Origin of the sequence: Sphingomonas sp. (assembly GCF_045810705.1) — a bacterium.
In the GTDB taxonomy this organism is placed as follows: Bacteria; Pseudomonadota; Alphaproteobacteria; order Sphingomonadales; family Sphingomonadaceae; genus Sphingomicrobium.
In genome coordinates this window covers 12,525-37,563 of record NZ_JBJMVI010000020.1, presented here as the reverse complement: position 1 = coordinate 37,563, position 25,039 = coordinate 12,525, and the positions used below count along the sequence as shown (strand labels likewise).

31 protein-coding genes, 1 other RNA gene and 1 pseudogene are annotated in these 25,039 nt (G+C 65.1%); 12 read left to right on the top strand and 21 right to left on the bottom strand.

Features of this window, described 5'->3' with window-relative positions:
- Window positions 1-50: 50 nt before the first annotated feature.
- The gene (locus tag ACJ8FR_RS12105; protein WP_407828890.1) at window positions 51-905 is read right to left on the bottom strand and encodes a hypothetical protein; all 855 of its coding nucleotides are present in this window, start codon (window positions 903-905) and stop codon (window positions 51-53) included.
- Window positions 906-1,164: 259 nt separating this feature from the next.
- Between ACJ8FR_RS12105 and rnpB the strand changes: the two genes are divergently transcribed.
- Together rnpB and ACJ8FR_RS12095 are read left to right on the top strand one after the other, a co-directional pair.
- Window positions 1,165-1,562: RNase P RNA component class A (rnpB, locus tag ACJ8FR_RS12100), an RNA gene on the top strand.
- Between the two features lie 56 nt (window positions 1,563-1,618).
- On the top strand, window positions 1,619-2,158 hold the full coding sequence (locus ACJ8FR_RS12095) for a J domain-containing protein (protein WP_407828889.1): 540 nt from the start codon (window positions 1,619-1,621) through the stop codon (window positions 2,156-2,158).
- Here the strand turns inward: ACJ8FR_RS12095 and ACJ8FR_RS12090 are convergent.
- The 9 genes from ACJ8FR_RS12090 to pspA all read right to left on the bottom strand — a co-directional run bounded on the left by ACJ8FR_RS12090 (window position 2,155) and on the right by pspA (window position 5,724).
- A complete protein-coding gene (locus ACJ8FR_RS12090; RefSeq protein ID WP_407828888.1) occupies window positions 2,155-2,568 on the bottom strand; it encodes a hypothetical protein in 414 nt (137 codons plus the stop codon). The genes ACJ8FR_RS12095 and ACJ8FR_RS12090 overlap by 4 nt on opposite strands.
- 96 nt (window positions 2,569-2,664) lie before the next feature.
- Window positions 2,665-3,084 carry a SufE family protein gene (locus ACJ8FR_RS12085; RefSeq protein ID WP_407828887.1) on the bottom strand — a complete coding sequence of 140 codons (420 nt, stop codon included), beginning with the start codon at window positions 3,082-3,084 and terminating at the stop codon, window positions 2,665-2,667.
- Between the two features lie 17 nt (window positions 3,085-3,101).
- Complete coding sequence (locus ACJ8FR_RS12080) at window positions 3,102-3,356, bottom strand: hypothetical protein (RefSeq protein WP_407828886.1); 255 nt, start codon at window positions 3,354-3,356, stop codon at window positions 3,102-3,104.
- The gene (locus ACJ8FR_RS12075) at window positions 3,353-3,634 is read right to left on the bottom strand and encodes a hypothetical protein (RefSeq protein ID WP_407828885.1); all 282 of its coding nucleotides are present in this window, start codon (window positions 3,632-3,634) and stop codon (window positions 3,353-3,355) included. Before ACJ8FR_RS12075 ends, ACJ8FR_RS12080 begins: the two co-directional genes overlap by 4 nt.
- Window positions 3,631-3,909: a hypothetical protein gene (locus ACJ8FR_RS12070; protein ID WP_407828884.1), complete on the bottom strand. Its 279-nt coding sequence runs from the start codon at window positions 3,907-3,909 to the stop codon at window positions 3,631-3,633. Before ACJ8FR_RS12070 ends, ACJ8FR_RS12075 begins: the two co-directional genes overlap by 4 nt.
- A 51-nt stretch (window positions 3,910-3,960) precedes the next feature.
- Window positions 3,961-4,245, bottom strand: coding sequence for a hypothetical protein (locus ACJ8FR_RS12065; protein ID WP_407828883.1), 285 nt, complete (start codon window positions 4,243-4,245; stop codon window positions 3,961-3,963).
- Between the two features lie 17 nt (window positions 4,246-4,262).
- Window positions 4,263-4,718 carry an envelope stress response membrane protein PspC gene (gene pspC / locus ACJ8FR_RS12060; RefSeq protein WP_407829115.1) on the bottom strand — a complete coding sequence of 152 codons (456 nt, stop codon included), beginning with the start codon at window positions 4,716-4,718 and terminating at the stop codon, window positions 4,263-4,265.
- Between the two features lie 49 nt (window positions 4,719-4,767).
- Window positions 4,768-5,049 carry an envelope stress response membrane protein PspB gene (pspB, locus tag ACJ8FR_RS12055; protein WP_407828882.1) on the bottom strand — a complete coding sequence of 94 codons (282 nt, stop codon included), beginning with the start codon at window positions 5,047-5,049 and terminating at the stop codon, window positions 4,768-4,770.
- A 6-nt stretch (window positions 5,050-5,055) separates the two neighbouring features.
- Window positions 5,056-5,724 (bottom strand): phage shock protein PspA, encoded by a 669-nt coding sequence (gene pspA / locus ACJ8FR_RS12050; protein ID WP_407828881.1) that lies wholly within the window; start codon window positions 5,722-5,724, stop codon window positions 5,056-5,058.
- A gap of 189 nt (window positions 5,725-5,913) precedes the next feature.
- Between pspA and pspF the strand changes: the two genes are divergently transcribed.
- Together pspF and ACJ8FR_RS12040 are read left to right on the top strand one after the other, a co-directional pair.
- Window positions 5,914-6,948: a phage shock protein operon transcriptional activator gene (gene pspF, locus ACJ8FR_RS12045; protein WP_407829114.1), complete on the top strand. Its 1,035-nt coding sequence runs from the start codon at window positions 5,914-5,916 to the stop codon at window positions 6,946-6,948.
- A gap of 77 nt (window positions 6,949-7,025) precedes the next feature.
- Window positions 7,026-7,580, top strand: coding sequence for a tetratricopeptide repeat protein (locus ACJ8FR_RS12040; protein ID WP_407828880.1), 555 nt, complete (start codon window positions 7,026-7,028; stop codon window positions 7,578-7,580).
- Window positions 7,581-7,617: 37 nt separating this feature from the next.
- Here the strand turns inward: ACJ8FR_RS12040 and ACJ8FR_RS12035 are convergent, their stop codons facing one another.
- Window positions 7,618-8,190, bottom strand: coding sequence for a urate hydroxylase PuuD (locus tag ACJ8FR_RS12035; RefSeq protein WP_407828879.1), 573 nt, complete (start codon window positions 8,188-8,190; stop codon window positions 7,618-7,620).
- A 169-nt stretch (window positions 8,191-8,359) separates the two neighbouring features.
- Between ACJ8FR_RS12035 and ACJ8FR_RS12030 the strand changes: the two genes are divergently transcribed.
- Window positions 8,360-9,016 carry a superoxide dismutase gene (locus tag ACJ8FR_RS12030; protein ID WP_407828878.1) on the top strand — a complete coding sequence of 219 codons (657 nt, stop codon included), beginning with the start codon at window positions 8,360-8,362 and terminating at the stop codon, window positions 9,014-9,016.
- 3 nt (window positions 9,017-9,019) lie between these two features.
- Here ACJ8FR_RS12030 and ACJ8FR_RS12025 read toward each other — a convergent pair whose 3' ends face one another.
- From ACJ8FR_RS12025 to ACJ8FR_RS11990, 8 genes are read right to left on the bottom strand one after another with little or no spacing between them, the layout of a single operon-like run.
- Window positions 9,020-9,781 carry an ABC transporter permease gene (locus ACJ8FR_RS12025; RefSeq protein ID WP_407828877.1) on the bottom strand — a complete coding sequence of 254 codons (762 nt, stop codon included), beginning with the start codon at window positions 9,779-9,781 and terminating at the stop codon, window positions 9,020-9,022.
- A complete protein-coding gene (locus ACJ8FR_RS12020; protein ID WP_407828876.1) occupies window positions 9,778-10,728 on the bottom strand; it encodes an ABC transporter ATP-binding protein in 951 nt (316 codons plus the stop codon). Before ACJ8FR_RS12020 ends, ACJ8FR_RS12025 begins: the two co-directional genes overlap by 4 nt.
- A complete protein-coding gene (locus ACJ8FR_RS12015) occupies window positions 10,725-11,339 on the bottom strand; it encodes a septation protein A (protein ID WP_407828875.1) in 615 nt (204 codons plus the stop codon). The genes ACJ8FR_RS12020 and ACJ8FR_RS12015 overlap by 4 nt, the downstream gene beginning before the upstream one ends.
- Complete coding sequence (gene ftsY / locus ACJ8FR_RS12010) at window positions 11,336-12,253, bottom strand: signal recognition particle-docking protein FtsY (protein ID WP_407828874.1); 918 nt, start codon at window positions 12,251-12,253, stop codon at window positions 11,336-11,338. Before ftsY ends, ACJ8FR_RS12015 begins: the two co-directional genes overlap by 4 nt.
- A complete protein-coding gene (locus ACJ8FR_RS12005) occupies window positions 12,250-13,410 on the bottom strand; it encodes a MiaB/RimO family radical SAM methylthiotransferase (RefSeq protein WP_407828873.1) in 1,161 nt (386 codons plus the stop codon). The genes ftsY and ACJ8FR_RS12005 overlap by 4 nt, the downstream gene beginning before the upstream one ends.
- Window positions 13,407-14,207, bottom strand: a complete 801-nt coding sequence (dapF, locus tag ACJ8FR_RS12000) for a diaminopimelate epimerase (RefSeq protein WP_407828872.1) — start codon at window positions 14,205-14,207, stop codon at window positions 13,407-13,409. The genes ACJ8FR_RS12005 and dapF overlap by 4 nt, the downstream gene beginning before the upstream one ends.
- A gap of 5 nt (window positions 14,208-14,212) precedes the next feature.
- The gene (locus ACJ8FR_RS11995) at window positions 14,213-15,280 is read right to left on the bottom strand and encodes an LLM class flavin-dependent oxidoreductase (RefSeq protein ID WP_407828871.1); all 1,068 of its coding nucleotides are present in this window, start codon (window positions 15,278-15,280) and stop codon (window positions 14,213-14,215) included.
- Window positions 15,277-16,218 carry a RimK family alpha-L-glutamate ligase gene (locus tag ACJ8FR_RS11990; protein ID WP_407828870.1) on the bottom strand — a complete coding sequence of 314 codons (942 nt, stop codon included), beginning with the start codon at window positions 16,216-16,218 and terminating at the stop codon, window positions 15,277-15,279. Before ACJ8FR_RS11990 ends, ACJ8FR_RS11995 begins: the two co-directional genes overlap by 4 nt.
- A gap of 60 nt (window positions 16,219-16,278) precedes the next feature.
- Between ACJ8FR_RS11990 and ACJ8FR_RS11985 the strand changes: the two genes are divergently transcribed.
- The 4 genes and pseudogenes from ACJ8FR_RS11985 to rimM all read left to right on the top strand — a co-directional run bounded on the left by ACJ8FR_RS11985 (window position 16,279) and on the right by rimM (window position 19,693).
- Window positions 16,279-16,674: a hypothetical protein gene (locus tag ACJ8FR_RS11985; RefSeq protein ID WP_407828869.1), complete on the top strand. Its 396-nt coding sequence runs from the start codon at window positions 16,279-16,281 to the stop codon at window positions 16,672-16,674.
- A gap of 145 nt (window positions 16,675-16,819) precedes the next feature.
- Entirely contained in the window at window positions 16,820-18,310 is a 1,491-nt protein-coding gene (ffh, locus tag ACJ8FR_RS11980; protein WP_407828868.1) for a signal recognition particle protein, read from the top strand.
- A 24-nt stretch (window positions 18,311-18,334) separates the two neighbouring features.
- Window positions 18,335-18,790, top strand: a pseudogene (rpsP, locus tag ACJ8FR_RS11975) (30S ribosomal protein S16); the annotation flags it as partial.
- Window positions 18,791-19,189: 399 nt separating this feature from the next.
- Complete coding sequence (gene rimM / locus ACJ8FR_RS11970; RefSeq protein WP_407828867.1) at window positions 19,190-19,693, top strand: ribosome maturation factor RimM; 504 nt, start codon at window positions 19,190-19,192, stop codon at window positions 19,691-19,693.
- Here the strand turns inward: rimM and ACJ8FR_RS11965 are convergent.
- On the bottom strand, window positions 19,690-20,652 hold the full coding sequence (locus tag ACJ8FR_RS11965; protein WP_407828866.1) for an NAD(P)/FAD-dependent oxidoreductase: 963 nt from the start codon (window positions 20,650-20,652) through the stop codon (window positions 19,690-19,692). The genes rimM and ACJ8FR_RS11965 overlap by 4 nt on opposite strands.
- Before the next feature lie 37 nt (window positions 20,653-20,689).
- Here ACJ8FR_RS11965 and trmD point away from each other — a divergent pair, with 37 nt between their 5' ends.
- The 3 genes from trmD (at window position 20,690) to ACJ8FR_RS11950 (ending at window position 24,148) form a co-directional block, all read left to right on the top strand.
- On the top strand, window positions 20,690-21,430 hold the full coding sequence (gene trmD / locus ACJ8FR_RS11960; protein WP_407829113.1) for a tRNA (guanosine(37)-N1)-methyltransferase TrmD: 741 nt from the start codon (window positions 20,690-20,692) through the stop codon (window positions 21,428-21,430).
- Window positions 21,427-21,858, top strand: coding sequence for a 50S ribosomal protein L19 (rplS, locus tag ACJ8FR_RS11955; protein WP_407828865.1), 432 nt, complete (start codon window positions 21,427-21,429; stop codon window positions 21,856-21,858). Before trmD ends, rplS begins: the two co-directional genes overlap by 4 nt.
- An 82-nt stretch (window positions 21,859-21,940) precedes the next feature.
- A complete protein-coding gene (locus ACJ8FR_RS11950) occupies window positions 21,941-24,148 on the top strand; it encodes an alpha/beta fold hydrolase (RefSeq protein WP_407828864.1) in 2,208 nt (735 codons plus the stop codon).
- Here ACJ8FR_RS11950 and ACJ8FR_RS11945 read toward each other — a convergent pair.
- The gene (locus ACJ8FR_RS11945) at window positions 24,145-24,960 is read right to left on the bottom strand and encodes a DUF2189 domain-containing protein (RefSeq protein ID WP_407828863.1); all 816 of its coding nucleotides are present in this window, start codon (window positions 24,958-24,960) and stop codon (window positions 24,145-24,147) included. The two genes, ACJ8FR_RS11950 and ACJ8FR_RS11945, sit on opposite strands and share 4 nt — an antisense overlap.
- Window positions 24,961-25,039: the final 79 nt, after the last annotated feature.

The following is a 25,039-nucleotide window of genomic DNA, read 5'->3' as shown; positions in this document are numbered from 1 at the left end:
TCAGAAAGGTTGAATTTGGGGCGAGGCGCACGCGCCTCGCCCTTCCCCAATTATGACCGGTTAGCGGTCCAGGTCGTTTTTGAACCGTTACGCGGATCCACCGACACGAGGATCAGCTTGCCGTCCGAGCTAAGCGTGAACGTTGTCACGTTGACGACCTTTCCACCCGCACTGTCAGTCTCCTGATAACTGTTGTCGGAAAGCTTTTTCACCGAAGCAGTTGCGCCCGCAGGATCGCCCTTGATCGGCGTTGGACTTCCGTCGAGTTTGGCATCGTAGCTGACGCCCGTCGGAGAGCTCATGTGCAACATGTCGGCATCGGTCTTCAGATTCAGCGTGATCGCTTCCTGATTAACCGCAGCGATTTTGGCCGGCGTCCATGACCCTGACAGCGCGTGCGATCTCGCCGGGCCGCTGGCGACACGATTCTCCACGAAAGAACCCGTGTTGGCCTTCGCGTTGGCGACCGACGTGTCGGTCCAGTTGATCGTCAACGTCTTGCCATCGGGAGAAACCGCCATTGTGGCGTGGCCCGTCTCACGACCCTTCAGTTTGGTCGACTGCTGAACCGTTTTGTCGTCAACGACCTTGATCGACTCCTCGTCGTAGTAAGCGTGATTCGTCACTGGCTGATAAGCGCCATCGGCCGCGATCGACACCGGAGGGATGCATGACTTGCAGTCGAACCTGCCATTCTGAAGCAGGTATTCGTCAGGCTTCTGTTCGAACTTCACACTGCTGACGTCACCTTTCCAGGTGCCGTCGATGGTGCCGTCAGTTGAGCTTGCTCTCGTCGTCGTCGTCGTTGCATTCGTTGTCTCGTTGGTCGTGCTGCCGCTCTGCTGGCAGGCCGCCAGAGTTAGCATCGACACGCCTGACAAAACCGCCATGACTGACTTGATCATTCCAAGATCCCCTCTTTTTCCCATCGCCTGGCCGCCCTGGCGGCAATGGCCCCGAGCCACTCGGCTAACCGAGACCGGCGGACGCAAGGCTAGTCTCATCTGGCGTCGAAGCAACTCATGCCGTTGCAACATCTGGCTTCGGAGCCGAACGGTTTGAGTGGAGTGTGCTGCGCCAATCCCGAGCGTCAGCTTTCCACCCAAAGCAGACATTACAAGCCCGACTCGCAACGGCACGGCTGATCCCCTATATCCCCCGTCGCCAGAGGGCCGGGCGGCCGCGGCGGAGACCTGTCTCCGGCGAGGAAAGTCCGGGCTCCACGGAACTTACGGTGCCGGGTAACGCCCGGCGGCCTCCACGCAAGTGAGGGTCAGGGAAAGTGCCACAGAAAGCATACCGCCCGCCTTCGGACGGGTAAGGACGAAAGGGTGCGGCAAGAGCGCACCGCGGCCCTGGCGACAGGGCCGGCACGGCAAACCCCACCGGGTGCAAGACCGAATAGGGGCGGCAAAGGGCTTCGGCTCTGGGGCATGGTTCCGGCTCGCCGCCCGGGTTGGTTGCTGGAGGGGCGGGGCAACCCGTCCCCTAGAGGAATGGCCGCACAGTCACGCTTGAAGAAGCGCGATGGACAGAACCCGGCTTACAGGCCCTCTGGCATTTTTCATGTTTGGGCTGCTCGCAATCCGGGCATTCACGCCGTAAACCGCAGGAAGCTATGGCTCGACACAAGAGATCGGACGACTGGGGATTCCCGCGCTGGCGCTCCTACGGCGACAAGGGACGCTCGGCGGCCAAGGTGCGGCTGTGCGATCGCGTCGGCTGCAGCAATGTCGGCGACCGGCCGGCGCCGAAGGCCCCCCACAGCAGCGAGCGCTGGTATTTCTGCGAGGCGCATGCTGCCGAGTACAACAGGAACTGGAATTATTTCGCTGGATTGAGTCCCGAAGAAGCCGCGCGCCGCGAGGCTGAAGAGGAAATGAGCGCGAAGGGCTTCCGCAAGGCCGCGCAGTGGAAATGGGCAGGGCCGGGCGATGGCAGTCGCAGCCGCGACGAGATGCGTGCGCTCGACGCACTCGAGCTCGATAGCGACGCTGACTTCAAGGCGGTCAAGGCGGCGCACCGGCGGCTGGTCAAGCAAACCCACCCCGATGCCAATTCCGGCGACCAGGAGGCCGCCAAGCGCTTCAAGCAGGTCCAGGCGGCTTATGACGTCCTGAAGAAAGCGGAAGAACGAAAGAACGGCACGGCAGCTTAGGCGCTCGGAGGCCGCCGTCGTTCTCGTTTGCGCCGGTCGCCGCGGCGGCGTTCGCCGAGAGGAAGTTTCTCCTTCGGCCGATTGACCTTCCGGCGATCGGTCGTTCGGCGGTCTGCCTTTCGCCGATCGCCTTTCGAGCTGCCCGAATCGCCGAGTTGCCCGGCATCGACGACAATTGAATCGGGGTCACCGTCGGCTTTCCCGAGCCGCGATTTCACGGCGGTTACGACAAGCGGCAGGTGCGTCCTGACGAACTCGCATCGGTCGTCTTCGGACATTCGCGCCGCCGCGTCGAACCCGACAACGGACGCGATCGCTTCCTTCTCGACGCAGATTGCCCGAAGCTTGCCGTTGACCCAGATATCGACGAGCGTGCTGGCTCCGCTCGCGCGTATCGAATCATTCTCCATCTACTAACCCCTCACGCCGGAGACTGCCGATCTCCCCGTTGTATTGCAGTTGGAGCGCGGGGCTAGCGGAAAAAGCGCCGGGCTAGAGCAAATCGCCTAGGCGGCCGACGCGAAGCGCTCGGCGGTCTGCTTCACGAGCGCGATCATGTTGGGAACGCCCTGCGTGCGATTGGCGCTAAGATATTTGGAGAGCTCGAACGGCGCGAGTGAGGCTGCAACGTCTGTCTGGGCGACTTCCGAAGCAGGCTTGTCCTGCACCGCGCTCAAAACCAGCGCGACGACGCCTTTGGTAATCGCCGCGTTGCTGTCGGCGAGGAAGTGGAGGCGGCCGTCGCTGACGGTCGGGTAGACCCACACCGAAGCGGAGCAGCCGCGAACTTTGGTCGCATCGGTCTTGAGCGCGTCGGGCATCGGCTCCAGCTGGCGGCCGAGGTCGATCAGCAGCCGGTAGCGGTCCTCGGCATCGACCAGCTGATATTCCTCGAGGACGTCGGCGAGAGTGGGGAGCCCGGCCATCCGACGCGCCTACATCGCTAGCGGTCGCGGAGCGACTCGATTTCCTTCGCCAGGCTATTCTCTTTCTCGACGGTGATCCGCTCGAGCACCTTGAGGCGCTCCTTGAGCTCTTTCACTTCGTCTCGCAGGCGCAGAGTCTCCCCCTGGTCCGACGGCGGAATTTCACCGCCGTCGCGGCGACGGTGTCGGCCATAACCATATTTGGCCCGGATGATCGATGCGAACATGACGATCGCGACGATCATGACCGCCGTAAATTCCCCGTGGTTCATCGTACCTTGTCTCCGTCTTCCAATGCGTCCCGGTCACGCAGTGCCTCGATTTGAGCCGCCGTTTCGACACCCCGGTCGGTGACGATGCGCTCAAGCACCCGGATTCGATCCTGAAGCTGCTGCACCTGGTGCCGGAGGCGGTCGTTCTCCGCGTCGTTCATCGGTGCGTCGCCGCGCATTTCGCGCATCGATCGCGCGGGAATGCCCAACTTGTGCCTGATAATCGTGAAAGCGAACACCAGGATGAGGACCGCGAGGACGAACTCGAAGGGGTTCATTGAGCTTTGTCTCCAACCGGAATCCGCGCCTGCTCGCGCAGCGCTTCGATCTGCTGCGCCGTCTGCGCGCCGCTATCGGTGACGATCTGTTCGACCACCCGCAGCCGCGCCTCGAACCGCTCCATGTGCTGAGCGTATTGAGCGCTCTTCTCCGCGGCTAGGCTGGTCTGCGCCTCGATCTGCTTTTCCTTGATCCGCATCCACATCTTGAACGGGGCGATTGCGATCGCGGCGAGTGGAATCAGCACCCAGATCCAGCTTGCGATATTGTTCATGTTCGGATTTGCCCTTGTCGCGAATAGGTTTCGTGTTCCAGCCGCTTCAGATCAAGCGATGGCGTCGCGTGCAGGCACGCGCTTCCGGCTCAGTCGCTTCGGCGCTTCGCGCAAGGCCTCGATCTGGGCGGCAGTCTGCGCGCCGCCATCGGTGACTATCTGTTCGAGCACGCGGACGCGATCCTCGAGTTCGTGGGTGCGTGACGCATATTGCGCTGCCTTCTCGGCCGCCATGCCCGCCTCGACCTCCAGCCTCTTTTCACGAAGCCGGAAGTAGCGATTGGCGATCAACATCAGCATCAGCACCGGCAAGCCGATAATGATCAGCGCAATCATCACTTCGCCGGGACCAATCATGCCTTACCTCCCTTGTCGAGGGCCAGCGCGTCGATCTCGCGGGCGAGCGAGCGGTTCTCGGTCGTGACGTAGCTTTCGATGTCCGCCAGTCGCCGGTCGATGTCCTTGAAGCGCGAACGGATATCGCGCGCCGCGCGTGTCGGCGACGCGCGCACACCCTGCCAGAACTGCTTCTCTTCCCTGTCCCCACGCTCAAGCGACACCGGCTTGGTCGGCGTGACCATGGCGGCGATGAAATAGAAGGGCAGAACGCCGCCGCCGCTCATGAACATGGCGGCGAGGAAGCAGATGCGGACCAGGCTGACATCGAAGCCAGTGTAATCCGCGATCCCGGCGCAGACGCCGAAGATCTTGCCGTTGCGCTTGTCGCGATAGAAGCGGGTGCGGCTCGCGGGTTGCCCCGAATAATAGTCGGGTTCGCTGACGTAGTGCGGCTGGTTTGAGCGCTCGATCGGCCGGTTCGAGCGTTCCTCCGGCCGAGAATAGCGGTCGGAAGCCATCTTACTCGCCCTCCGCCAGGAGGCGCTGGCGATCGTCGCGGCCGGGCAGGCACTGCTGGCGCCAGTCGGGATTTTCCGCGGTCATGATCCGCTCGATGGTGCACAGGCGGTCGTCGAGGCGGCGCGCTGCGTCGTGCAGTTCGTCGAGAAGCTTCTCGTCGCCGGACGTGAGCGTCGCCGCGGTCTTCCACTTGGTGATGTAGTGGAAGATCAACCAGGGGAGGCCGAAGCAACAAACGATGATGGCGATCGCGCCAACCAGGTACCCCAATACGTCATCCATATTCTCTTACTTCCCCCTGGCTTTGAGCGACGCCTTCATGGCTTCGAGCTCCGCATCGACCGACTCCGCGGCCTTCAGTTCGGCAATTTCTTCCTCGAGGCTCTTCGGCCCGGTCATTCCGAGCGCGTCGGCGCGGCCCTCGGCGAAGTCGGCGCGCCGTTCAAGCACTTCGAAGCGGCTGAAGGCATCCTCGGTGCGGCTGCCGTTCATGATTTCGCGGGCGCGTCCGCGGGTAACCGCGCTCTCGAACCGGGCGGCGATCGCGTTCTGGCGGGCGCGCGCTTCGCGCAGCTTGCCCTGGAGCTTGGCGATGTCGACCTCGTACGCCTTGAGCGTGTCGTCGATGACCTTGATCTCCTCGCGCAGGCCCTCGCCCATGTCGGCGGCCTTCTGGCGCTCGATGAGCGCCGCCTTGGCGAGGTCCTCACGCTCTTTCGACAACGCCAGCTCGGCCTTCTCGGTCCAGTTCCGCTGAAGCTCGTCGAGGCGGGAGAGGGCTCGGCGCATTTCCTTGCCGTCGGCGATGCAGCGCGCCGCCGAAGCGCGCACGTCGACCAAAGTCTCCTCCATCTCGAGAATGACCATCCGGATCATCTTGGCCGGGTCTTCCGAGCGGTCGAGCATCTCGGTGATGTTGGCGGCAAAGATATCCCGTGTTCGGGAAAAGATACTCATTCAGCTACCTCGTATTCGATCAATCAGGGCCCTGTACCTGTCCAATCTCATACAAGCACCGTGCCAATTTCGAGGAAATCAGAGAGTTACGGGAAATCCTTGCTTTCTGACCGGAAAAAGCCCTGAAAATCCTTGCTAATTGGTGGGATTTGCCACCAACAGTCGGTCAGATTCTTGATCGAAGGAAAGATGGAGCGGGCGGACCAGTTCATCGGCCAAAGCCTTGCGTTCCTCGACGCGGTCGAGCGGGCGAGCCGCGCCGCGCCGCTCAACCGGCCGGTGCTGGTCATCGGCGAGCGGGGCACGGGCAAGGAGCTGATCGCCGAACGTCTCCACCATTTGTCTTCGCGCTGGGCCGGGCCCTTGATTATCATGAACTGCGCGGCGCTGCCCGAAAATCTGATCGAGGCGGAGCTATTCGGTCACGAGGCGGGAAGCTTCACCGGCGCGGCCAAGACGCGCCACGGACGCTTCGAGGAGGCCGACGGGGGAACGCTCTTCCTCGACGAGCTCGGCACCTTGTCGATGCCCGCGCAGGACCGGTTGCTGCGGGCGACGGAATATGGCGAGATCACGCGCATCGGCGCGTCCAGGCCGATCAACGTGGATGTCCGCATCGTCGCGGCGACGAACGAGAATTTGCCCGATCAGGTCGACAAGGGGAAGTTCCGCGCCGACTTGCTCGACCGCCTGTCGTTCGAAGTCATCACTTTGCCGCCGCTGCGCGCCCGCCAAGACGACGTGCCCCTGCTCGCCGAGCATTTCGGACGACGGATGGCGGTTGAGCTGGACTGGTCCAATTGGCCGGGTTTTACCGCGCGCGCGATCGGCGCCCTCGAGGCCTACCACTGGCCCGGGAACGTGCGCGAGCTGCGCAACGTGGTTGAGCGCGCGGTATACCGCCATGAGAACCCTGAGCGGCCGATCGACGAGATCCAGTTCGATCCGTTCCATTCGCCGTGGGCACCGGCGGCGAGGGGCGAGGCGACGCCGGCGATCTTCTCACCTGCATCCGCGAACGAGGGGACGGAGGTCCCGCCCGCGACGGCGCCGGCTTCCACCGCAGACTTCCGCGCCGCCGTCGCCGAATATGAGCGCCAGCTCCTCGAGGACGCGCTGCACCGCAACCGCTTCAACCAGCGCGCGACCGCCGCCGCGCTCAACCTCAGCTACGACCAGCTTCGGCACGCGCTCAAGCGGCACAAGCTGCAGGATGCGTCCTAGCCATCCGTTAGTCGAAACGGGGGTGAAAGAATTGGTCGAAGAGGGTATAAGCCGCGCCGCTTGCCAAGGAGGTTCGAATGAGAACTTTGACTGTGGCCGCGGGCATTGCTTTGATCATGGTCCCGCTCACTGCGGCTGGCGGCGCCGTCTTTTCCGTCGGCGGACCGCTCTCCCACAATTGTTATGAGGCCGCGCTTGCCGCGGATACCAGCGACGTAGGTCTCGACAGCTGCACGAGGGCGTTGCGGGAAGAGCCGCTCGCGACCCGCGACCTCGCCGCGACATTCGTCAATCGCGGCATCCTGCAGATGGTCCGCGGGCGGGATGTTTTCGCCGACGCGGACTTCGATGCCGCGCTCCGCCTCGACCAGAGTCTTCCCGACGCCTGGCTGAACAAGGGCTTCCTGCGTCTGCGCAGGGGCGAGGGCCGCTCCGCTTTGCCACTGCTTCAAAGCGGGATCGACCGCGGTGCGCGCCGCCAGGCGCTGGCGATCTTTGCCCGCGGCGTCGCTTACGAGCAGATGGGCGAGTTCAGCTCGGCCTATGCCGACCTTAAGCGCGCGCACGAGCTCGAGCCGCGCTGGTCGATGCCGAGCGAGTATTTGGCCAACTATCGCGTCCAGCAGCGCTAGGCTGACGGCAGACCCAGGCGCGCGCTAGCCTGCGCGGCTAGTGGGCGTTGGTCATCGCCAGCAGCATCGGGATCGACAGCAAGGTGTTGGTCCGCGAGAAGATCATCGCAGTCCGCGCAGCCTTTGCCTTGGCCGCGTCGTCGGCCGCGACGATCCCCAACGCCTTCTTCTGGTTGGGCCAGATCACGAACCACACGTTGAAGGCCATGATCAGCGCCAGCCACATGCCGATGCCGATCAGCCGAGCCGATGGCTGAAGCTCCATCGCCTCGCGCAGTTCGCCGTAGGACCATGCGAGAAGCAGCCCGGTGAGCACGGTGAAAGCGGCGCCCCAGCGGAAGTAGAAGAGCGCGCTCGGCGCGATATATTTGCTGACCCCCGGCTTCAGCTCGGCCGGGACCTTGGGCATGGTCGGAATCTGCACGAAGTTGAAATAATAGAGCAGGCCGATCCAGGTGATCCCGAAGAAGACGTGGACCCATTGCAGGATGCCGTTGAGAAGGTCGCCGGTGGGCGGGCGGTAGCCCGAGTCCGGGAAGACGGCGATCAGCACGGCGAGCACCACACCGACCACCAGCACCAGCCCAAGATTCTCAAAGAACTTGCCCATTGGCTCCCCCCTTCGACTTCCGGCGGCGTCCCGGCCGCGCTTCACCGCAAAAGATCGTTGCGTGGTCGTTTCATGGGTTGAAAATCGGCCGCGCGCAAGCATCTCGCCTTGAGCGGGCGGGGGCTCACGCGCCGGGGTATCGTCCCCCGGCATCGAAGGAGTTGCCCCGATGCCCTTCCAGCTTCCCGAACTGCCTTATGCCAAGGACGCGCTCGCGCCGGTCATGTCGGCCGAAACGCTCGAGTTCCACCACGGCAAGCACCACAAGGCCTATGTCACCAAGACGAACGAGCTGATCGACGGCGAGCAAGGCCTGAGTGGCGCGTCGTTGCTGCAGGTGGTGCGGAAGGCCAAGGAATCGGGCAATGCGAAGCTGTTCAACAACAGCGCGCAGCTGTGGAACCACAGCTTCTTCTGGCAATGCCTTGCACCGGCCCAGGGCCAGCAGCCCGAGGGCAAGCTCGCGAAGCTGATCGAGGACGCGTTCGGCAATCCCCAGGCGCTGCTCGACAAGCTGCAGGAGGAAGCGGTCAATCATTTCTCCAACGGGTGGGCATGGCTGGTGCTGGACCGCGGCAGCTTGCGGGTCACTTCGCTGCACGATGCCGACACGCCGTTCGTCCACGACGGGATGGTCCCATTGTTCACGCTCGATGTGTGGGAACACGCCTATTACATCGACTACCGCAACGAGCGGCCGCGTTTCGCCTCGAGTGTGTTGTCGAACATCGTCAATTGGGATTTCGTTGCCGGGAACCTCGACGGCCAAGGCTTCGAGCGCGCAAACCAGGGCGAACGGGCCCGGTCGCCCGAACTGACGTCCTAGCTATTACTGTTTCAACCGATACCCCGTCCTGAACATCCAGGCGATCACCGTCATGCAGAGGGCGATGATCGCCAGGGTGACGGCGGCGCTGGACCAGACGGGCACGTCGGCGACCGAGTAAAAGCTCCAGCGGAATCCGCTGATCACGTGGACGATCGGGTTGAACAAAGTGGCCGTGCGGAACGGCTCGTGAAGGGTTTTGACCGAGTAAAAGGCCCCGCCGAGAAAGGTCAGCGGGGTGATCACCAGCATCGGGATGATCTGCAGCTGCTCGAAATTCTGCGCCCAGACGCCGATAGCGAAACCGAACAGACAGAATCCGGTGGCAATGCCGACCAGGAACAGGATCATCGCCAGCGGATGGTCGACATGGACCGGCACGAACAGGGTCGCGGTGGCAAGCGTCACCAGCGCAAGGATCACCGACTTGGTGACGGCCGCGCCGACATAGGCGAGGACAGCCTCGAAGCTCGAGATCGGCGCTGAGAGCAGTTCGTAGATCGTGCCCGTAAACTTCGGAAAATAAATGCCGAAGCTGGCGTTGAAGATCGATTGCATGAACACGCTGAGAAGCGTCAGGCCCGGCACGATGAAAGCGCCGAAGCTGACTCCATCCATCGAGGTCATCCGGCTGCCGAGCGCCGACCCGAACACGACGAAATAGAGCGCGGTGGTGATCACCGGCGTGATGAGGCTCTGCCACAGCGTGCGTTTCCAGCGCGCCATCTCGAAGCGGTAAATGGAGGCGATGCCGTGGCCGTTCATGCCGCGCCGCCTCCCTCTGCCCTCGGTTGGTGGACCAGCTCGACGAAAATATCCTCGAGGCTCGATTGGTGGGTCGATAAGTCCTTGTAGGCAATGCCGAGCTCACCGAGCCGCCGCATCAGCGAGGCGATTCCGGTCCGCTCGGCATGGCTGTCGAACTCGTAGCAGAGGACGTGGCCGTCATCTTCGAGCCGGACGGTCCATTCGGAAAGCTTCGGCGGGATCGCGGCGATCGGCTCGGTCAGGACGATGTCGAGCGTTTTCTTGCCCATCCTGGCCATCAGCGCCTGCTTGTCGTCGACGGCGATCAGCTCGCCGCGGCTGATCACCCCGACCCGATCGGCCATCTCCTCGGCTTCCTCGATATAGTGGGTGGTGAGGATGATCGTGGTCCCGTCGGCGCGAAGTTTCCTGACCAGTTCCCACATATCTCGCCGGAGCTCGACGTCGACGCCAGCGGTGGGCTCGTCGAGGAACAGGATCTCGGGCTCGTGGGAGAGTGCCTTGGCGATCATCACCCGGCGCTTCATGCCGCCCGACAGATGCATCATGATGGTCTTGCGCTTGTCCCACAGCGACAGGCGTTTCAGCAGGTCCTCGGTGAAGGCGTCGTTACGCGGCTTGCCGTAGAGGCCGCGCGAGAAGCTGACCGTGTTCCACACCGGCTCGAACGCCTCGGTGGTGAGCTCCTGCGGGACGAGGCCGATGCGGCTGCGCGCGTGGCGGTAATCCGACTGCCAGTTCCGGCCGTTGACCAGCACCTCGCCGGAGGTGGCCGTGACGATGCCGCAGACGATATTGATCAACGTCGTCTTGCCGGCGCCATTCGGGCCCAGCAGCGCGAAAATCTCCCCGCGGCGGATGTCGAGGTCGACGCTTTTCAGCGCCTGGACGCCGGTCCCATATTCCTTGCGCAGGCCGCGGATCGAGAGGACGGAATCGCTCATTCCACCGGCCCCGGCTCAGCCGGCATCGCATCGTCCTTCATCAGCCCGTGGCGCAGCAGCATCGGGATGTTGGCGGCGGCGAAAAGGAAGGTAAGCGGGATCGCGCCCCATAGCTTGAAGCCGATCCAGAAATTGGTCGAGCTGTTGCGCCAGACCAGCTCATTGAGGACCGCCATGAAAGCAAAAAAGGCGGCCCAGTTGCGCGTAAGCTTGGTCCAGCCAGTCTCGTCGAGGCCCGGATAAGTACTGCCGAGGACACGCTGGAGCAGCGGCCGGTCGGTCGCCAGTCCGAAAAACAGTAGGCCCGACACCAGCGCGTAATAGACCGTCGGCTTCATCTTGATGAAGCTCTCGTTGTGGAGCCAAATGGTGAGGCCGCCGAGGACGACGACCATCACCCCCGAGAACCACAGGAGGGGCGAGATGCGGTGATAGCGGATCGCCGAGAACAGCATCGCGGCGACCATCGCGATCATGAACGCGCCCGTCGCTACGAAGATCTTGAGGATCGAGGGGACCGGCGCGAAGAAATTCGCCAGGAAGAAGATCAGCAGCGGCCCAAGGTCGATCAGGAGCCTGGCACCGCCCTGGGGCTCGGCTTTCCCGCTCATTCGGGTGGGAGCCCGGCAATTGCGCGTGCGACAGCCCGCGGGTCGAACGGACGCAGGTCGTCGGCGGTCTCGCCGACTCCGATGGCATGGATCGGCAGCCCGAACTTCTCCGCCGCGGCGACGAGGATGCCGCCGCGGGCCGTGCCGTCGAGCTTGGTCATGATGAGGCCGGTCACGCCGGCGGTCTCGCGGAACACTTCGACTTGAGCAAGGGCGTTCTGCCCGGTGGTGGCGTCGAGCACGAGCAGGATGTCGTGCGGCGCCTCGGGGTTGAGGCGGCCGAGCACGCGGCGGATCTTCGATAGCTCGTCCATCAGATGTTGCTTGTTCTGCAGCCGCCCGGCGGTGTCGACGATCAGCACGTCCTCGCCGGTCGCTGTCGCCTGGCGGACGCCGTCGAACACGATCCCCGCCGCGTCGCCGCCTTCCTTGCCGGCGATCACCGGGGCGCCGACGCGCTCGCCCCAGATCTGCAGCTGCTCGATCGCCGCCGCACGGAAGGTGTCGCCGGCGGCGAGCAGGACGCCATAATCCTGTTCCTTCAGCCAATGACCGAGCTTGCCGATGGTGGTCGTCTTGCCCGAGCCGTTGACGCCGATCACCAGGATCACGTGCGGACGCGGAAAGCCCCAGACTTGCAGCGGCTTGGCGACGGGAGTGAGGATCTTCTCGATCTCCTCGGCGAGGATCGTTCGGAGGCCGCGTTCGTCCAGCCGCTCGAACTTCTGGGCGGCGATCGCGTCGCGGATGCGATGCGACGCTTCCGGACCGAGGTCGGAGGCGATGAGCGCTTCTTCGATGTCGTCGAGGGTCGCGGTGTCGAGCGCGGCGCGGCTGGTCAGGCCAGTGAGGTTGTCGGCAACACGCTCGGCGGTTTTCTGGAACCCGCCACGCAGGCGGTCGAGCCAACTCATGCCCAGACCGCGGTCAAATAGTCGCCGTCGCAGCCGGTGATGAGCGCCCTGCCGGTTTGGCCGCGGCGAGCTCCGGCGATTGCTACCGGCGCGAAATTGTCGGTGTGGCCCTTGTCGGGTCCTTCGACCAGCAACGGCTGCACGGTGCCGATCATGCTTTCGAGCCAGCGGCCGCGTCGGTCAGCGGCGGCGATTCGCAAACGAGCCGCGCGCGCCTTCACGATCTCACCGGAAAGCTGGGGCATGCGGCTCGCGGGAGTGTTCGGGCGCGGCGAGAAGGGGAAGATGTGAGCTGCGATGACATCGCAATCTTCGAGCAGTCTCAGGCTGTTGAGCGCCATCGCGTCCGTTTCGGTCGGAAACCCGGCGATGAGGTCGGCGCCGATCGTCGCATCGCCACGCGCACCCTTGATCCGCTCAACCGTGCGCACCGCGTCGGCGCGACTGTGGCGGCGCCTCATGCGCTTGAGGATCATGTCGTCGCCGGCTTGGAGCGACAAATGGAAGTGCGGCATCAGCCGCGGCTCGCCCGCGATCAGCTCGAACAGGAGGTCGTCGATCTCGATGCTGTCGAGCGACGACAGGCGCAGCCGTTTCAGGCGCGGCTCGGCCGCGAGCAGGTGCTGGCAAAGGTTTCCCAGGCCTCCGGAATAATCGGTGATGTCGACGCCGGTCAGCACGATTTCCTTCGCGCCGCGGTCGAGCTCGCGCGCGACGGCATCGCGGATGGCCTCGAACGGCAGCGACAGGCTCGGCCCTCGCGCCTGCCAGATCGAGCAGAAGGTGCAGCGGTGATCGCAGCCGGTCTGCACAGCGACAAAGCTCTTGACGTTAGCGAGCAGCCCCGCTGGCGCCATGACGTCATTTGCCGCCATGCTACTCAGCTTGCGCGCATTCCCGACGACCCGCGACACGCCCGGCATGGTTACGAAAGACGCCGGCTCGAGCTCGGCGGCGCAGCCGGTGACGAGGATCTTCGCACTGGGCCGCTGCCGGTGCGCGCGGCGGATCGCCTGCCGCGTCTGGCGCACGGCCTCGTTGGTGACCGCGCAGCTGTTGACGACGATCCAGTCCTCGCCGTTGGGTGCCGTGCGCGCGATCGTCGCGCTTTCGGCGAAGTTGAGCCGGCAGCCGAGCGTGACCGTCTCGACGCTCATTGCAGCGCGTCCAAATCGAGCTCGCCGCTGAACACATGTGTCGCCGATCCGCGCATCCGGATCGGCTCGCCAGGCGCCCAGCTGACCGTCAGGCTGCCGCCGGCCATCTCGACGCGCACCGGCGATTCTGCGCGCTTGGTCACGATCGCTGCGACGGCGCTAGCGCAAGCCCCCGTGCCGCAGGCCAAAGTCTCGCCGGCGCCGCGCTCGAAAGTGCGCAGTTTCAGGCGATCGTGAACATAGGTCGTGACATTGACATTGATGCGGTCGGGGAACGCGGGGTCGTTTTCGATGCGCGGGCCCAAGACGTCCAGGGGCACCGCTCGCGCATCCGGCACGAAGAAAACCAGGTGAGGATTGCCGACGTTGAGCGCCATCGGATGTTCGAGCCCGTCCCAGGCCATCGGCAGCGCGGCCGTGTCCATCGGGTAAGCGAGGGGTATTTCGTCCCAGCCGAAGCGCGGCTCGCGGATGCTGACCTCGATTTCGGTGCCGAAGTCCTCGCCCTCGAGCAGGCCGCCGTCGCTATCGATCCGCCGTGCGCCTGTCAGTTGCACCACGCAGCGCGTCGCATTGCCGCAGCTTTCGACCTCGCCGCCGTCGCTGTTCCAGATACGCATCCGGAGGTCGGCGGCGTCGCTTGGCTCGAGCACGATCAGCTGGTCGCAGCCGACGCCGGTGCGGCGGTCGGCGATCGCCCGCGCGAGCGATGACGTGACGTCGAACGGCTCGTCACGCGCGTCGATGATCACGAAATCGTTGCCGAGACCGTGCATCTTGTCGAAGCGGCGCTTCATGGGGGTCAGGCGAGCTCCGGCGCCGATGTTCTGGCTGAGTTTCGCGCGCGCATCGGCTCGATCACCTGGGCAGCGAAGCGGTCCATCTCCTCGGCCTGCGGGCTCATCTGCAGCAGCAGGAGGTCGAGGCCGGCCGCTTCATATTCCTCGATCCGATCGCGGACTTGCTCAGGCGTGCCAACAAAATTGGGCCGCAAGCCCCTGTTCGAGACCGAATATTCCTGAAGCTTGAGCTCGCGTTCCAATTCCGTGCCGGAAAGCCACTGGTCGAAATTGTCGAATCCCTTTGGGGGGCTGGGCGGCATCTGCGTGACCCTTTCAAGCTCGCGCCTGGCCTCGGCTTCGCTGTCGCGGACGATCGCGAAGGCGGCCATGCCATACTGCATGCGGTCCTTGCCGGCGCCGGCACGGCGCTCCTCCATGTCGGCGATCTTGGGCCTGATCGCGTCGACCGGGTCGCCGTGCATCACATAAGCGTCGCACAAAGTGGCGATCAGCGTCTTCGCCGCTTCGCTCTCGCCGCCGGCATAGATGGTCGGGCGCGGCTTCCGGACCGGCTTGGGCTCGCAGATCGCGTCCTTGAGCTTGTAGCGTTCGCCGTCGAAGCTGAAGCGGTCGTGAGTCCACAGCCCGTCGACCACCTGCAGCCATTCGGTCGTGCGGGCATAGCGGTCGTCATGCTGGTCGAACTGGAGGCCGTACTGGGTCGCTTCGTCCGCCCACCACGAGGACACGACGTTGAGCGCCAGCCTGCCGCCCGAGATATTGTCGATGTTGGCCGCTTCCTTGGCGAACAGGGCCGGCTGGTGGAAGTTCGGCCGTACCGCGACCATCAATTCGATGCTCGAAGTCACTGCGGCGAGGGCCGCCGCGGTCGACCAGGCGTCGAGCGCTGGCTGGTCGATGCCCTTGATGTCGTTGAGGTTGAGCTCGGCGATCAGCGTCAGGTCCCAGCCGGTCTCCTCGCTGCGCTGGGTCAGACGGCGGACATAATCCCAGCTCGCTTGCATGCCCTCGTCGGGGATGTTGCGCAGCCAGCCGCCGAAAACCGGCATCCAATATCCGAACCTCATGCCGCCACCTTCTCCGTGATGAGCGTCTCAAGATAGTCGATGAGCCGGTCGTGCGGATCCCAGCCGAGAACGTTCAATGGGTCCGCGACGAAATTGGACATGGCGTTGATGTCATAGAAACGCGGCGTGCCGTCGCGGTCGTCGATCACGACTTCGACGCTGCCGAGGTCGAGACCTGCGGCGCGGGCGATCCGTTCGGCCGCGTCGATGAGTTCGGACGAGGGTGTGATCGCCGTCATTCGGATCGCCTTTCGTCCGGGCTGCGCGATGCACGCGTCGGCCGGGCAGAGATCGAAATTATCGCCGCCGCTCTCGGCTTCGATTGCGTAGAGGAAGCGGCCGCCGAGAGTCTCGATGCGCAGGATCGTGCCGCCGCGCGGGGGGACATAGTCCTGGACGAGCAGCACCTGGTCGACCGACTGCGGCACCGTGAGATCGGCGATCGAGGCGCGGAGCTCCTCGGCCGAGGAATAGCGCGCGATGCCGGCGCCCGAGCCTCCGATATTCGCCTTGACCAGCAGAGGATAGCGCATGCCCTCGGCCGCGGCGGCGAGGTCCCGACCGCGGTGCACGACGCGCGTCTCAGGCACCGCATAGCCAAGCGAGGTGATCAGCGAGAGCTGCCGAGCCTTCGAAGAATCGATCGCCAGGACGTCGGCGCCGTTGAGCACCCGGGCGCCGCAGCGCTCCCAATGGTCGAGCAGCGCTTCGGCATAGAAGATCGGGTGCTCGGGCTCACGCAGGAAGCTCGATTGCGCGACGCGGCTGAGGACCAGCGGCGCCGGGGCATCGCGGGTCGCCGGGTCGAAACGGTGGCCGGAGAGCGCGATCGGCAGATAGGACATGCCGCGCCGCTCGAGCGCGGCGAACAGGGGTTGAAACCACTGCGGGTGCTCGTAGAGGACGGCAAGCCGGGCGGCGGGGCTGGAAACACTCATCTGCGGCCGGGCACTTAGGGAGCGGCTGGGCCCAAGTCCACCAGCGAGGGACAGGATCGAATGCAGAAAGCGGCCAACGACGTCATGCAATCGATCCTCTTTTCGGCGATCCTGGAAGGGCTCGCGGCCCTGAAGCGCGCGTCGGGCGGGCTGCCCAACCAGCTGCTGCGCGACGTCCAGGCGATCCATCCCAACGTGACCTTCGCCGATTTGCCCAAGGAGCTGCAGGATTCGATCGCGGAGAGCACGCGGTCGGCCTTCACCCAGCTGCTCAAGGAAGGCTATGCCGTCGGCCCGCGCCAGTTGATGCAGCAATCGCGGCCGATGGACCGGGTGCCGGAGCGCGACCGGCGCGGTCCTCCCCGCGGCCCCGGCGGACCGCCCGTGCGGCGCGGCGGACGTCCGCCCAACGGCGGCGGGGGCGGAAAGCCGGGTGGCGGCAAGCCGCGCGGTTGAACTTGAGCGCGTAAGCGGCTAAGCGCCGCGGCGTCTTAACGGACATATATCGATGTTGAGCGCCCTCGGGCGCAGGCCGGCCAACGAGGTTTCGTTCGCCGGCGCAATTGCGTTTGGGGCGCTCGGCATCGTTGAGGAGACTTGAATGTTCGACACGTTGAGCGATCGGCTCGGCAGCGTATTCGACCGACTTCGCGGGCGCGGCGCGCTCAGCGAGGCGGACGTGCGCGCGGCGATGCGCGAAGTGCGCGTCGCGCTGCTCGAGGCGGACGTCGCTCTCCCGGTCGCCCGCGATTTCGTCGACCAGGTCACCGAAAAGGCTGTCGGCCAGGAAGTGCTTCGCTCGGTCACGCCGGGGCAGATGGTGGTCAAGATCGTCCACGACGCCCTGGTCGAGACGCTCGGATCCGAGACTGCCGAGCTCAACCTCAACGTCAGCCCGCCTGCCGTCATCATGATGGTCGGGCTGCAGGGCTCGGGCAAGACGACCACCACCGCCAAGCTCGCCAAGCGTCTGTCCGAGCGCGAGCGCAAGAAGGTGCTGATGGCGTCGCTCGACGTCGCCCGTCCCGCCGCGCAGGAGCAGCTGGCGGTGCTCGGCCGGCAGGCGGTGGTCGATACGCTCCCGGTCGTCGCCGGCCAGCAGCCGGTCGATATCGCGAGGCGCGCGCTCCAGTCGGCCAAGCTCCAGGGTTATGACGTCGTCCTGCTCGACACGGCGGGGCGCCTGCACGTCGACGATCAGCTGATGGCCGAGATGAAGGCGGTCGCAGCGGCATCGAGCCCGGCCGAGATCCTTCTCGTGGTCGATAGCCTGACCGGCCAGGACGCGGTCAACGTCGCCAAGGGCTTCGCCGGTGAGGTCGACCTCACCGGCGTGATCCTGACGCGAATGGACGGCGACGCACGCGGCGGCGCGGCGCTTAGCATGCGCGCGGTCACCGGCAAGCCGATCAAGTTCGCCGGCGTCGGCGAGGCGATCGACAAGCTCGAGGCGTTCCATCCCGAGCGCGTCGCCGGGCGCATCCTTGGCATGGGCGACGTCGTCAGCCTGGTCGAGCGGGCGGCCGAGACGATCCAGGTCGAGGACGCGGAGAAGCTCGCGGCCAAGATGGCCAAGGGCAAGTTCGACCTCGACGATTTGTGGATGCAGCTCAGGCAGATGCAACGCATGGGCGGCCTCGGCGCGCTTGCCGGCATGATGCCGGGCCTCAAGGGCATGAAAGGCGCGATGGACAAGGCGCAGGACGACAAGGCGCTGGTCCACATGGAGGCGATGCTGTCGTCGATGACGGCCAGGGAAAGATCGAAGCCCGAGATCATCAACGCCAAGCGCAAGATCCGGGTGGCGAAGGGCTCGGGAACGACCGTTCAGGAGATCAACAAGCTGCTGAAGATGCACCAGGAAATGGCGACCGCGATGAAACGGCTCAAGAAAATGGGCGGATTGGGCAAGCTCGCGGCGATGTTCAGCAAAGGCGGCTTGGAAGGCGCGCTCGGCGGACTTGCCCCCCCGGGCGCCCTTCCTCCCGGCGGCTTGCCTGGCCTGGGCGGGGGCGGGGCGGGATTACCAGGCATTGGCGGTGCGTCGTCGTTCAACCTTCCACCTGGCTTCGACAAATTCTCAAAGAAATAGAACGATTTACGAAAGGAACTTATGATGGCAGTTGCAATTCGTCTGTCTCGCGCAGGCTCCAAGAAAAGACCTTATTACCGGATCGTGGTCGCGGACAGCCGCAACGCGCGTGACGGCCGCTTCATCGAGAAGGTCGGCACCTACAACCCGCTGCTGGCGAAGGATTCGCCCGAGCGCGTGAAGCTCGACACTGACCGCATCAGCCATTGGCTCGGCGTTGGCGCCCAGCCGTCCGACCGCGTGCTGCGCTTCCTCGATGCCGCCGGGATCCGCGAGCGGGCGGCGAGGAACAATCCGCAGAAGGCGGAGCCGGGCGAGAAGGCCAAGGAGCGCGTTGAGGAGCGTGCGAAGAAGGCCGCCGACGCCGAAGCCGCCGCCAATGCGCCCGCCGAAGAGGTTGTCGCCGAGCAGCAGGAAGAAGCGGAGGCGGTGATTGCGGCTGAGGTCGAAGCCGCCACTGCCGAGCCGACCGCCGAGGCCGAGCAGGTCGTCGAGGAAATCGCCGAGCAGACTCCGCCGGTCGAGGTGACGACCGAGGCCGAGGAAGTCGCCGCCGAACAGGCACCGGCTGACACGGCTGATCAGCCCACCGAAGAGCCGGTCGCCGAGGAAGCGGTTGCCGAAGCCGAGGCGGGTGAAGCTGTTCCGGTCGCGCAAGCCGCTGCCGAGGAAGCACCTTCCGTTGCCGAAGAAGCGGCCAGTGAAGCCGAAGCCGGCGAGGAAGAGGTCATCGCCGAGCCCGACACTGGCGAAGCTCCGGCCGAGGAAGCGGTCGAAGAGTCCGCGCCGAGTGCCGAGGCTCCCGCCGAAGGCGCTGACGATGTCTCCCCGCCGACCGAGGATTCGCCCCAGGCAGAAACCGAAGCGAAGGCCGAGTAATTGGCTCAGTCCGGTGACCGTAGCGAGCGCAGAATCGCTCTCGCTGCGGTCGCCGGGGCCCAGGGCGTCAAAGGCGAGGTTCGATTGAAGCTGTTCAGCGACAGCATCGACAGCCTTTCCGCGCATAAGAAGCTCTACGTCGGAGGCGCCGAGCGGCGCCTCGTTTCGGTCCGCGACGGCGGCAAGACGGCTGTCGCACGGTTCGAGGGCATCGCCGACCGTTCGGCGGCCGAGGCGCTGCGCGGCTCACTGGTCGAGGTCGATCGCTCCACGCTGCCGCCGCTGGAAGAAGGCGAATATTATCATGTCGACCTGATCGGCCTCGAAGCCGTCGATGCGAACGGCAATCGGATCGGCACAGTGACCGCGGTCGAGAATTACGGCGCCGGCGACCTGCTCGAGATCGAGATGGAGGGCGGCAAGACATCGTTGATCCCGTTCAAGCCGGGAACCGCCGACCTGGACCGTGACCGGATCAGAATCGACCCCGAATTCCTCGCCTAGCTGCCGCTTTCCGCTTCCTCCATGTCCTCGACCGGCTCGCGCCAGCGCGGCCGCTCGGCGTACAAATCATTGCGGATCGTGGTGGCGGCGACGCCGCCCTCGCCCATCGCATGGCTGATCTGGTCGAGCCCGTGGACCACGTCACCCGCGGCGTAGAGGCCGGGGACGGTCGAGCGTTGGTGAGCGTCGGTGACGATGCACCCGTCGGATGCAAGCTTCGCGCCGACCATCTCGGCGAGTTGGGTGTGGGTATCCGACCCGAGCGCCGGATAGATGCTTTCGAATGTAAAATGGCCCTCGACCGTGTCGACCGTGATGCAGTTCCTGGCGATTGCCACGGCCTGCGCCGGCCCGTCGACGCACTCGATTCCGGCATCCTTGAGCTTCTGACCGTCCTCGGGCTTGAGGTGCAGGGCCTTGTCAGGCGCTATCAGGGTGACGTCGGCGGTATAGCTCCGCAGGAACAAAGCCTCGGCGACGCCGTGGCTGTCGCTGCCGATCACGCCGACGCGCTTGTCGGTGACTTCGTAGCCGTCGCAGATGGGGCAGTAACGCACCAGCCCGCGCTCCAGCGCGTCGTCGTGCAGCTCCTCGTCCATCGGCGGACGGCGGTTGGTCACCCCTGTCGCCAGGAGGACGGTGCGCGCGGTCGCGCACCCCGACCCCCATGTCGCGGTGAACAGGCCGGTCGCCTCGTCGCGCTCGAGCTTGGAGACGAACTCGTTTTCGATCTTTGCGCCATATTTGCACGCCTGGTCGCGCATCCGCTGGAGCAGCTCCTGGCCGCTGATTCCGTCCGGGAATCCGGCGTGGTTGCGCGTGCAGGGGATCCACGACGCGCGGCTCTTGCCGCCGTCGACGACCAGGATGTCGAGGTGGAAGCGTGCGAGATAGATCGCGGCGGTCAGCCCCGCGGGGCCGCCGCCGACGATCAGGCAATCGAGGATTGGCTCGTCCATGCGCAGCCCAATGGATTGTGATAGCGGCGGTTCCGAGATGACCTTCCGCGCTTCCGTCCTGACCCTCTATCCGGACATGTTCCCGGGGCCGCTGGGCATCAGCCTCGCCGGGAAAGCGCTTCAGGAAGGGATCTGGAGCCTTGAGGCCACGAACATCCGTGATTTCGCCACCGACAAGCACCGAAGCGTCGACGACACGCCGGCGGGCGGCGGGGCGGGGATGGTGCTTCGGCCGGACGTGCTCGCTGCCGCGATCGACAGTGTCGCCGACGGGCGGCCAATGCTCGCGCTGACGCCGCGCGGCGCGCCGCTAACCCAGCACCGTGTGCGCGAGCTTGCCGGTGGCGATGGGGTGATCCTGTTGTGCGGACGTTTCGAGGGATTCGACGAGCGCATCTTTGAGGCGCGCGCCGTCCAACCCGTCTCGGTCGGCGACTATGTCCTGTCGGGCGGCGAGCTCGGGGCGATGGTGATCCTCGATGCTTGCGTAAGGCTGCTCCCCGGGGTAATGGGCGCGGCCTCCAGCGGAGAGGAAGAGAGCTTCGAGCAAGGTCTCCTGGAATATCCGCACTATACCCGACCTGGTGAGTGGGAAGGGCGCACGATCCCCGAAGTGCTGCGGTCGGGGGATCATGCGAGGATCGCGGCGTGGCGACACGAACGCGCGGTCGAAGATACACGGCTATGGCGGCCGGACCTGATCGAGCGCCATGGGGGCGCATCGCAGGCACCGCCCTCTGGCGCGCGGCGACGAAATACGAAGGCAAAAGACCAATGAACCTGATCGAGACCCTGGAGCGCGAGGCGATCGACGCGCTGACCAAGGACAAGCCCGTTCCCGAATTCCGCCCCGGCGACACGCTGCGCGTCGGCGTCAAGGTAATCGAGGGCGAGCGCACCCGCGTCCAGAACTTCGAGGGCGTGTGCATCGCCCGCGCCAACAAGGGCGTCGGTTCCAGCTTCACGGTGCGCAAGATCAGCTTCGGCGAGGGCGTCGAGCGCGTCTTCCCGCTGTATTCGCCGATCATCGACCATATCGAGGTCGTGCGCCGCGGCGACGTCCGCCGCGCCAAGCTTTATTACCTGCGCGGCCGCACCGGTAAGGCCGCGCGCATTGCCGAGCGCCGGACGATCCAGCGCGACGTGCCGGGCGGCAAGGGCGCCGAAACCGAGGCCGCGCCGGCGGAGACGCCGACCGAGGCTTAAGAGCTTTCGCAGACAAGCGATTGAAAGGCGGGGCGTTCCGGCTCCGCCTTTCCTTTTGCGCAAACGACCGTACCGTCGCGCCATGCGTAACGAACTCGCCCTTCTCGTTCTCGCCGCCTTCGCCACCCCCGCGTTCGCCAAGGACATCCCGCTCGACCGCGTCTTCTCCAGCCCGGCGCTGAGCGGACCGACGCCGCGCGAACCCAAGCTGTCTCCCGACGGGCGGTTCGTGACCCTGCTCAAGAACCGTCCCGACGACAGGGATCGATACGATTTGTGGGCGATCGACACCGCGACGGGCGCGGCTCGCATGCTGGTCGATTCCAAGAAGATCGGCAGCGGCGGCCCGATCTCGGAAGAGGAGAAGATGCGCCGGGAGCGGGCGCGCATCGCCGGCACCAAGGGCATCACCGCTTATGAGTGGGCGCCGGATTCAAAGTCGATCCTCGTACCGATCGACGGCGACCTGTATCTCGCGACCCTCGACGGAAATGTGCGCCGACTGACCGAAACGGCCGCGACCGAAATCGATCCTAAGGTATCGGAAACCGGTCGGTACCTGTCGTTCCTGCGCGACCAGAACCTGATCGTGATGGATGCCGCGACCGGTCAGGAGCGTGCGCTGACGAGCGACGGAGGCAAGACTCTGAGCTGGGGCGCGGCGGAGTTCATTGCGCAGGAAGAGCTGAGCCGCGACACCGGTTACTGGTGGGCGCCGGGCGATCGCTACATCGCCGTCGCGCGCGTCGACGAAAGCCCGGTCGCGATCGTGAAGCGCGCGGCGATCGGCGCTTCGGGCACCGAACTGATCGAGCAGCGCTATCCCGCCGCCGGCACCAGGAACGCGATCGTCGACCTTTACCTGATGACTCCAGACGGCCAGTCGCGGGTCAAGGCGGACCTCGGGTCCGATCCCGATTATTACCTAGCGCGGGTCGACTGGGCCAAGGATGGCAGAAGCCTCTACGTCCAGCGCCTGAGCCGCGACCAGAAGCGGCTCGACATGCTGCGCATCGAACCGGCGACCGGCCGCTCGACCCTGTTGTTTTCGGAAACCTCACCGACCTGGGTGAACCTCACCGAGAACTTCAAGCCGCTGCGGGACGGCAGCCTCATCTGGTCGTCGGAGCGCAGCGGCTTCTCGCACCTCTACCGGTGGCGCGCGGGCAGGTGGACGCAGCTGACTCAGGGCGCTTGGGCGGTCGAAAAGGTCGCCGGAGTCGATGAGAAAGCGAAGCGCGTCTATTTCACCGGCACGGCCGAAACGCCGCTCGAGCAGCAACTCTACTGGGTGAGCTATGAGCGGCCCGCCGCGCCGGTCCGGGTGACCGAGCGCGGCTGGTACAACAATGCGGTGATGGACAAGGGCGCGACGCATGCGCTGATCACTCGGTCGAACACGGCGCAGCCGTCGCAAACCTACCTCGCCGACGCGGCCGGCAGGCGGCTCGGCTGGGTCGAGGAAAATGCGCTGGACGCGTCGCACCCCTATGCGCCCTATCTCGACAGCCATGTGAAGCCGACCTTCGGGACCATTGCAGGTCCGGACGGGTCGACGCTTTACTACCGGATGCTCTCGCCGCCGCGCGTGCCGGGCAAGCGCTATCCGGTCTATCTTTTTGTCTACGGCGGTCCCCACGGGCAGCAGGTGACCGATGCCTGGTACGGCCAGCTGCCGCTGCACGAAGCGCTGGTCGACCAAGGCTGGATCGTCTTCACGATCGACAATCGCGGGACCAATCGACGCGGCACCAAGTTCGAGAGCGCGGTTTATCTCACGATGGGCGATGCCGAGGTCCAGGACCAGCTCGCGGGGGTCGAGTGGCTGAAGCGTCAGCCGTACGTCGACCCGTCCAAGATCGCTGTCCAGGGCTGGTCCTACGGCGGCTACATGACCTTGAAGCTGCTCGAGAAGGCGCCGGGCGTGTTCGCCGCGGGTGTCGCCGTCGCGCCCGTCACCAAATGGGAGCTCTATGATACGGCCTATACCGAGCGCTACCTCGGAAGCCCGTCACTCGACGCGAAGTCCTACCGGACGTCCGATGCGCTCGACGATGCCGCGAAGATCCGCGACCCGCTGCTCCTTATCCACGGCATGTCGGACGACAATGTCGTGTTCCAGAACAGCACTGAACTCTACGCCCGGCTGCAGCAGACGAAGAGGCCGTTCGAGATGATGGCGTATCCGGGCGCGACCCACGCGATTGCCGGCGAAGGCCCGCAAACGCACGTCTGGACCACCATCGTGCGCTTCCTCGACGACAAAGTGCTCGGCAAGCGCGCCGACTAGCGCCTCGCCTGAAGAGCGTCGCGGTCGACCAGGCGCGTGTAGAGGTGCCACGTCGAATAGCCGAGCCACGGCAAGACGAACGCCAGGCCCACGAACAATGGGATCGAGCCGACCGCCAGCAGGGCGGTTACGATGACTCCCCACCGGACCATTTCCAGTTTGTTGGCGTGCGCAGCGCGCCATGAGGTCGAGACCGCCTGCGCCGCGCTGAGGTGACGATCGACCAGTATCGGCAGCGAGACGACGCTCAATGCGAGGACCGACCAGCCGAAAATGACGCCGACCGCGGCCCCGATGCCAATCAGCGCCCAGCCGCGCGGCGTCGTGAACACCATCGCCAGGAATTGGGAAAGTGATTGCGGCGCGGTCCAGCCGAACAGGAGCACGTAGAGGATTCCGGCGGCGAGCAGCCAGGCGAAGAAAATGACGAGCAGCAGGCCCGCGACCAACCCCATCTCCTCGACCGACGGGCGCTTCCGCACGTCGAGGAAGTTGAACCAGTGCACTTCCTGCCCCGCCTCGCGGCGCCGGGCGAGCTCATAGAAGCCGACAGCGGCGACTGGGCCAAGGAGCCCGACTCCGGCAACGACCGGGAAGAAAAAAGGCACCAGCGGCATGTTGGCGGTCATCACCACCGCGGCGAGGCCGATCAAAGTGTAGATGAGCCCCGCGAAGAACAGGTCGCCGCGCAGATCGAGGAAATCGTCGAGGCCCTGCCGCAGCGCGATCCTGAGATCGTCGCCGGTGATCTGTCGGACGGGAATTTTGCGTGCCCTGCGGGTCGCGCGCCGAGCGATCGTATGGGTCGCCATGACACCTCCTTCGAATGGTGCCGTCCAGCGCAGGGCGCCGGGCGCCGGGGGCACTCGCATAGCACAACCGCACCGAGTC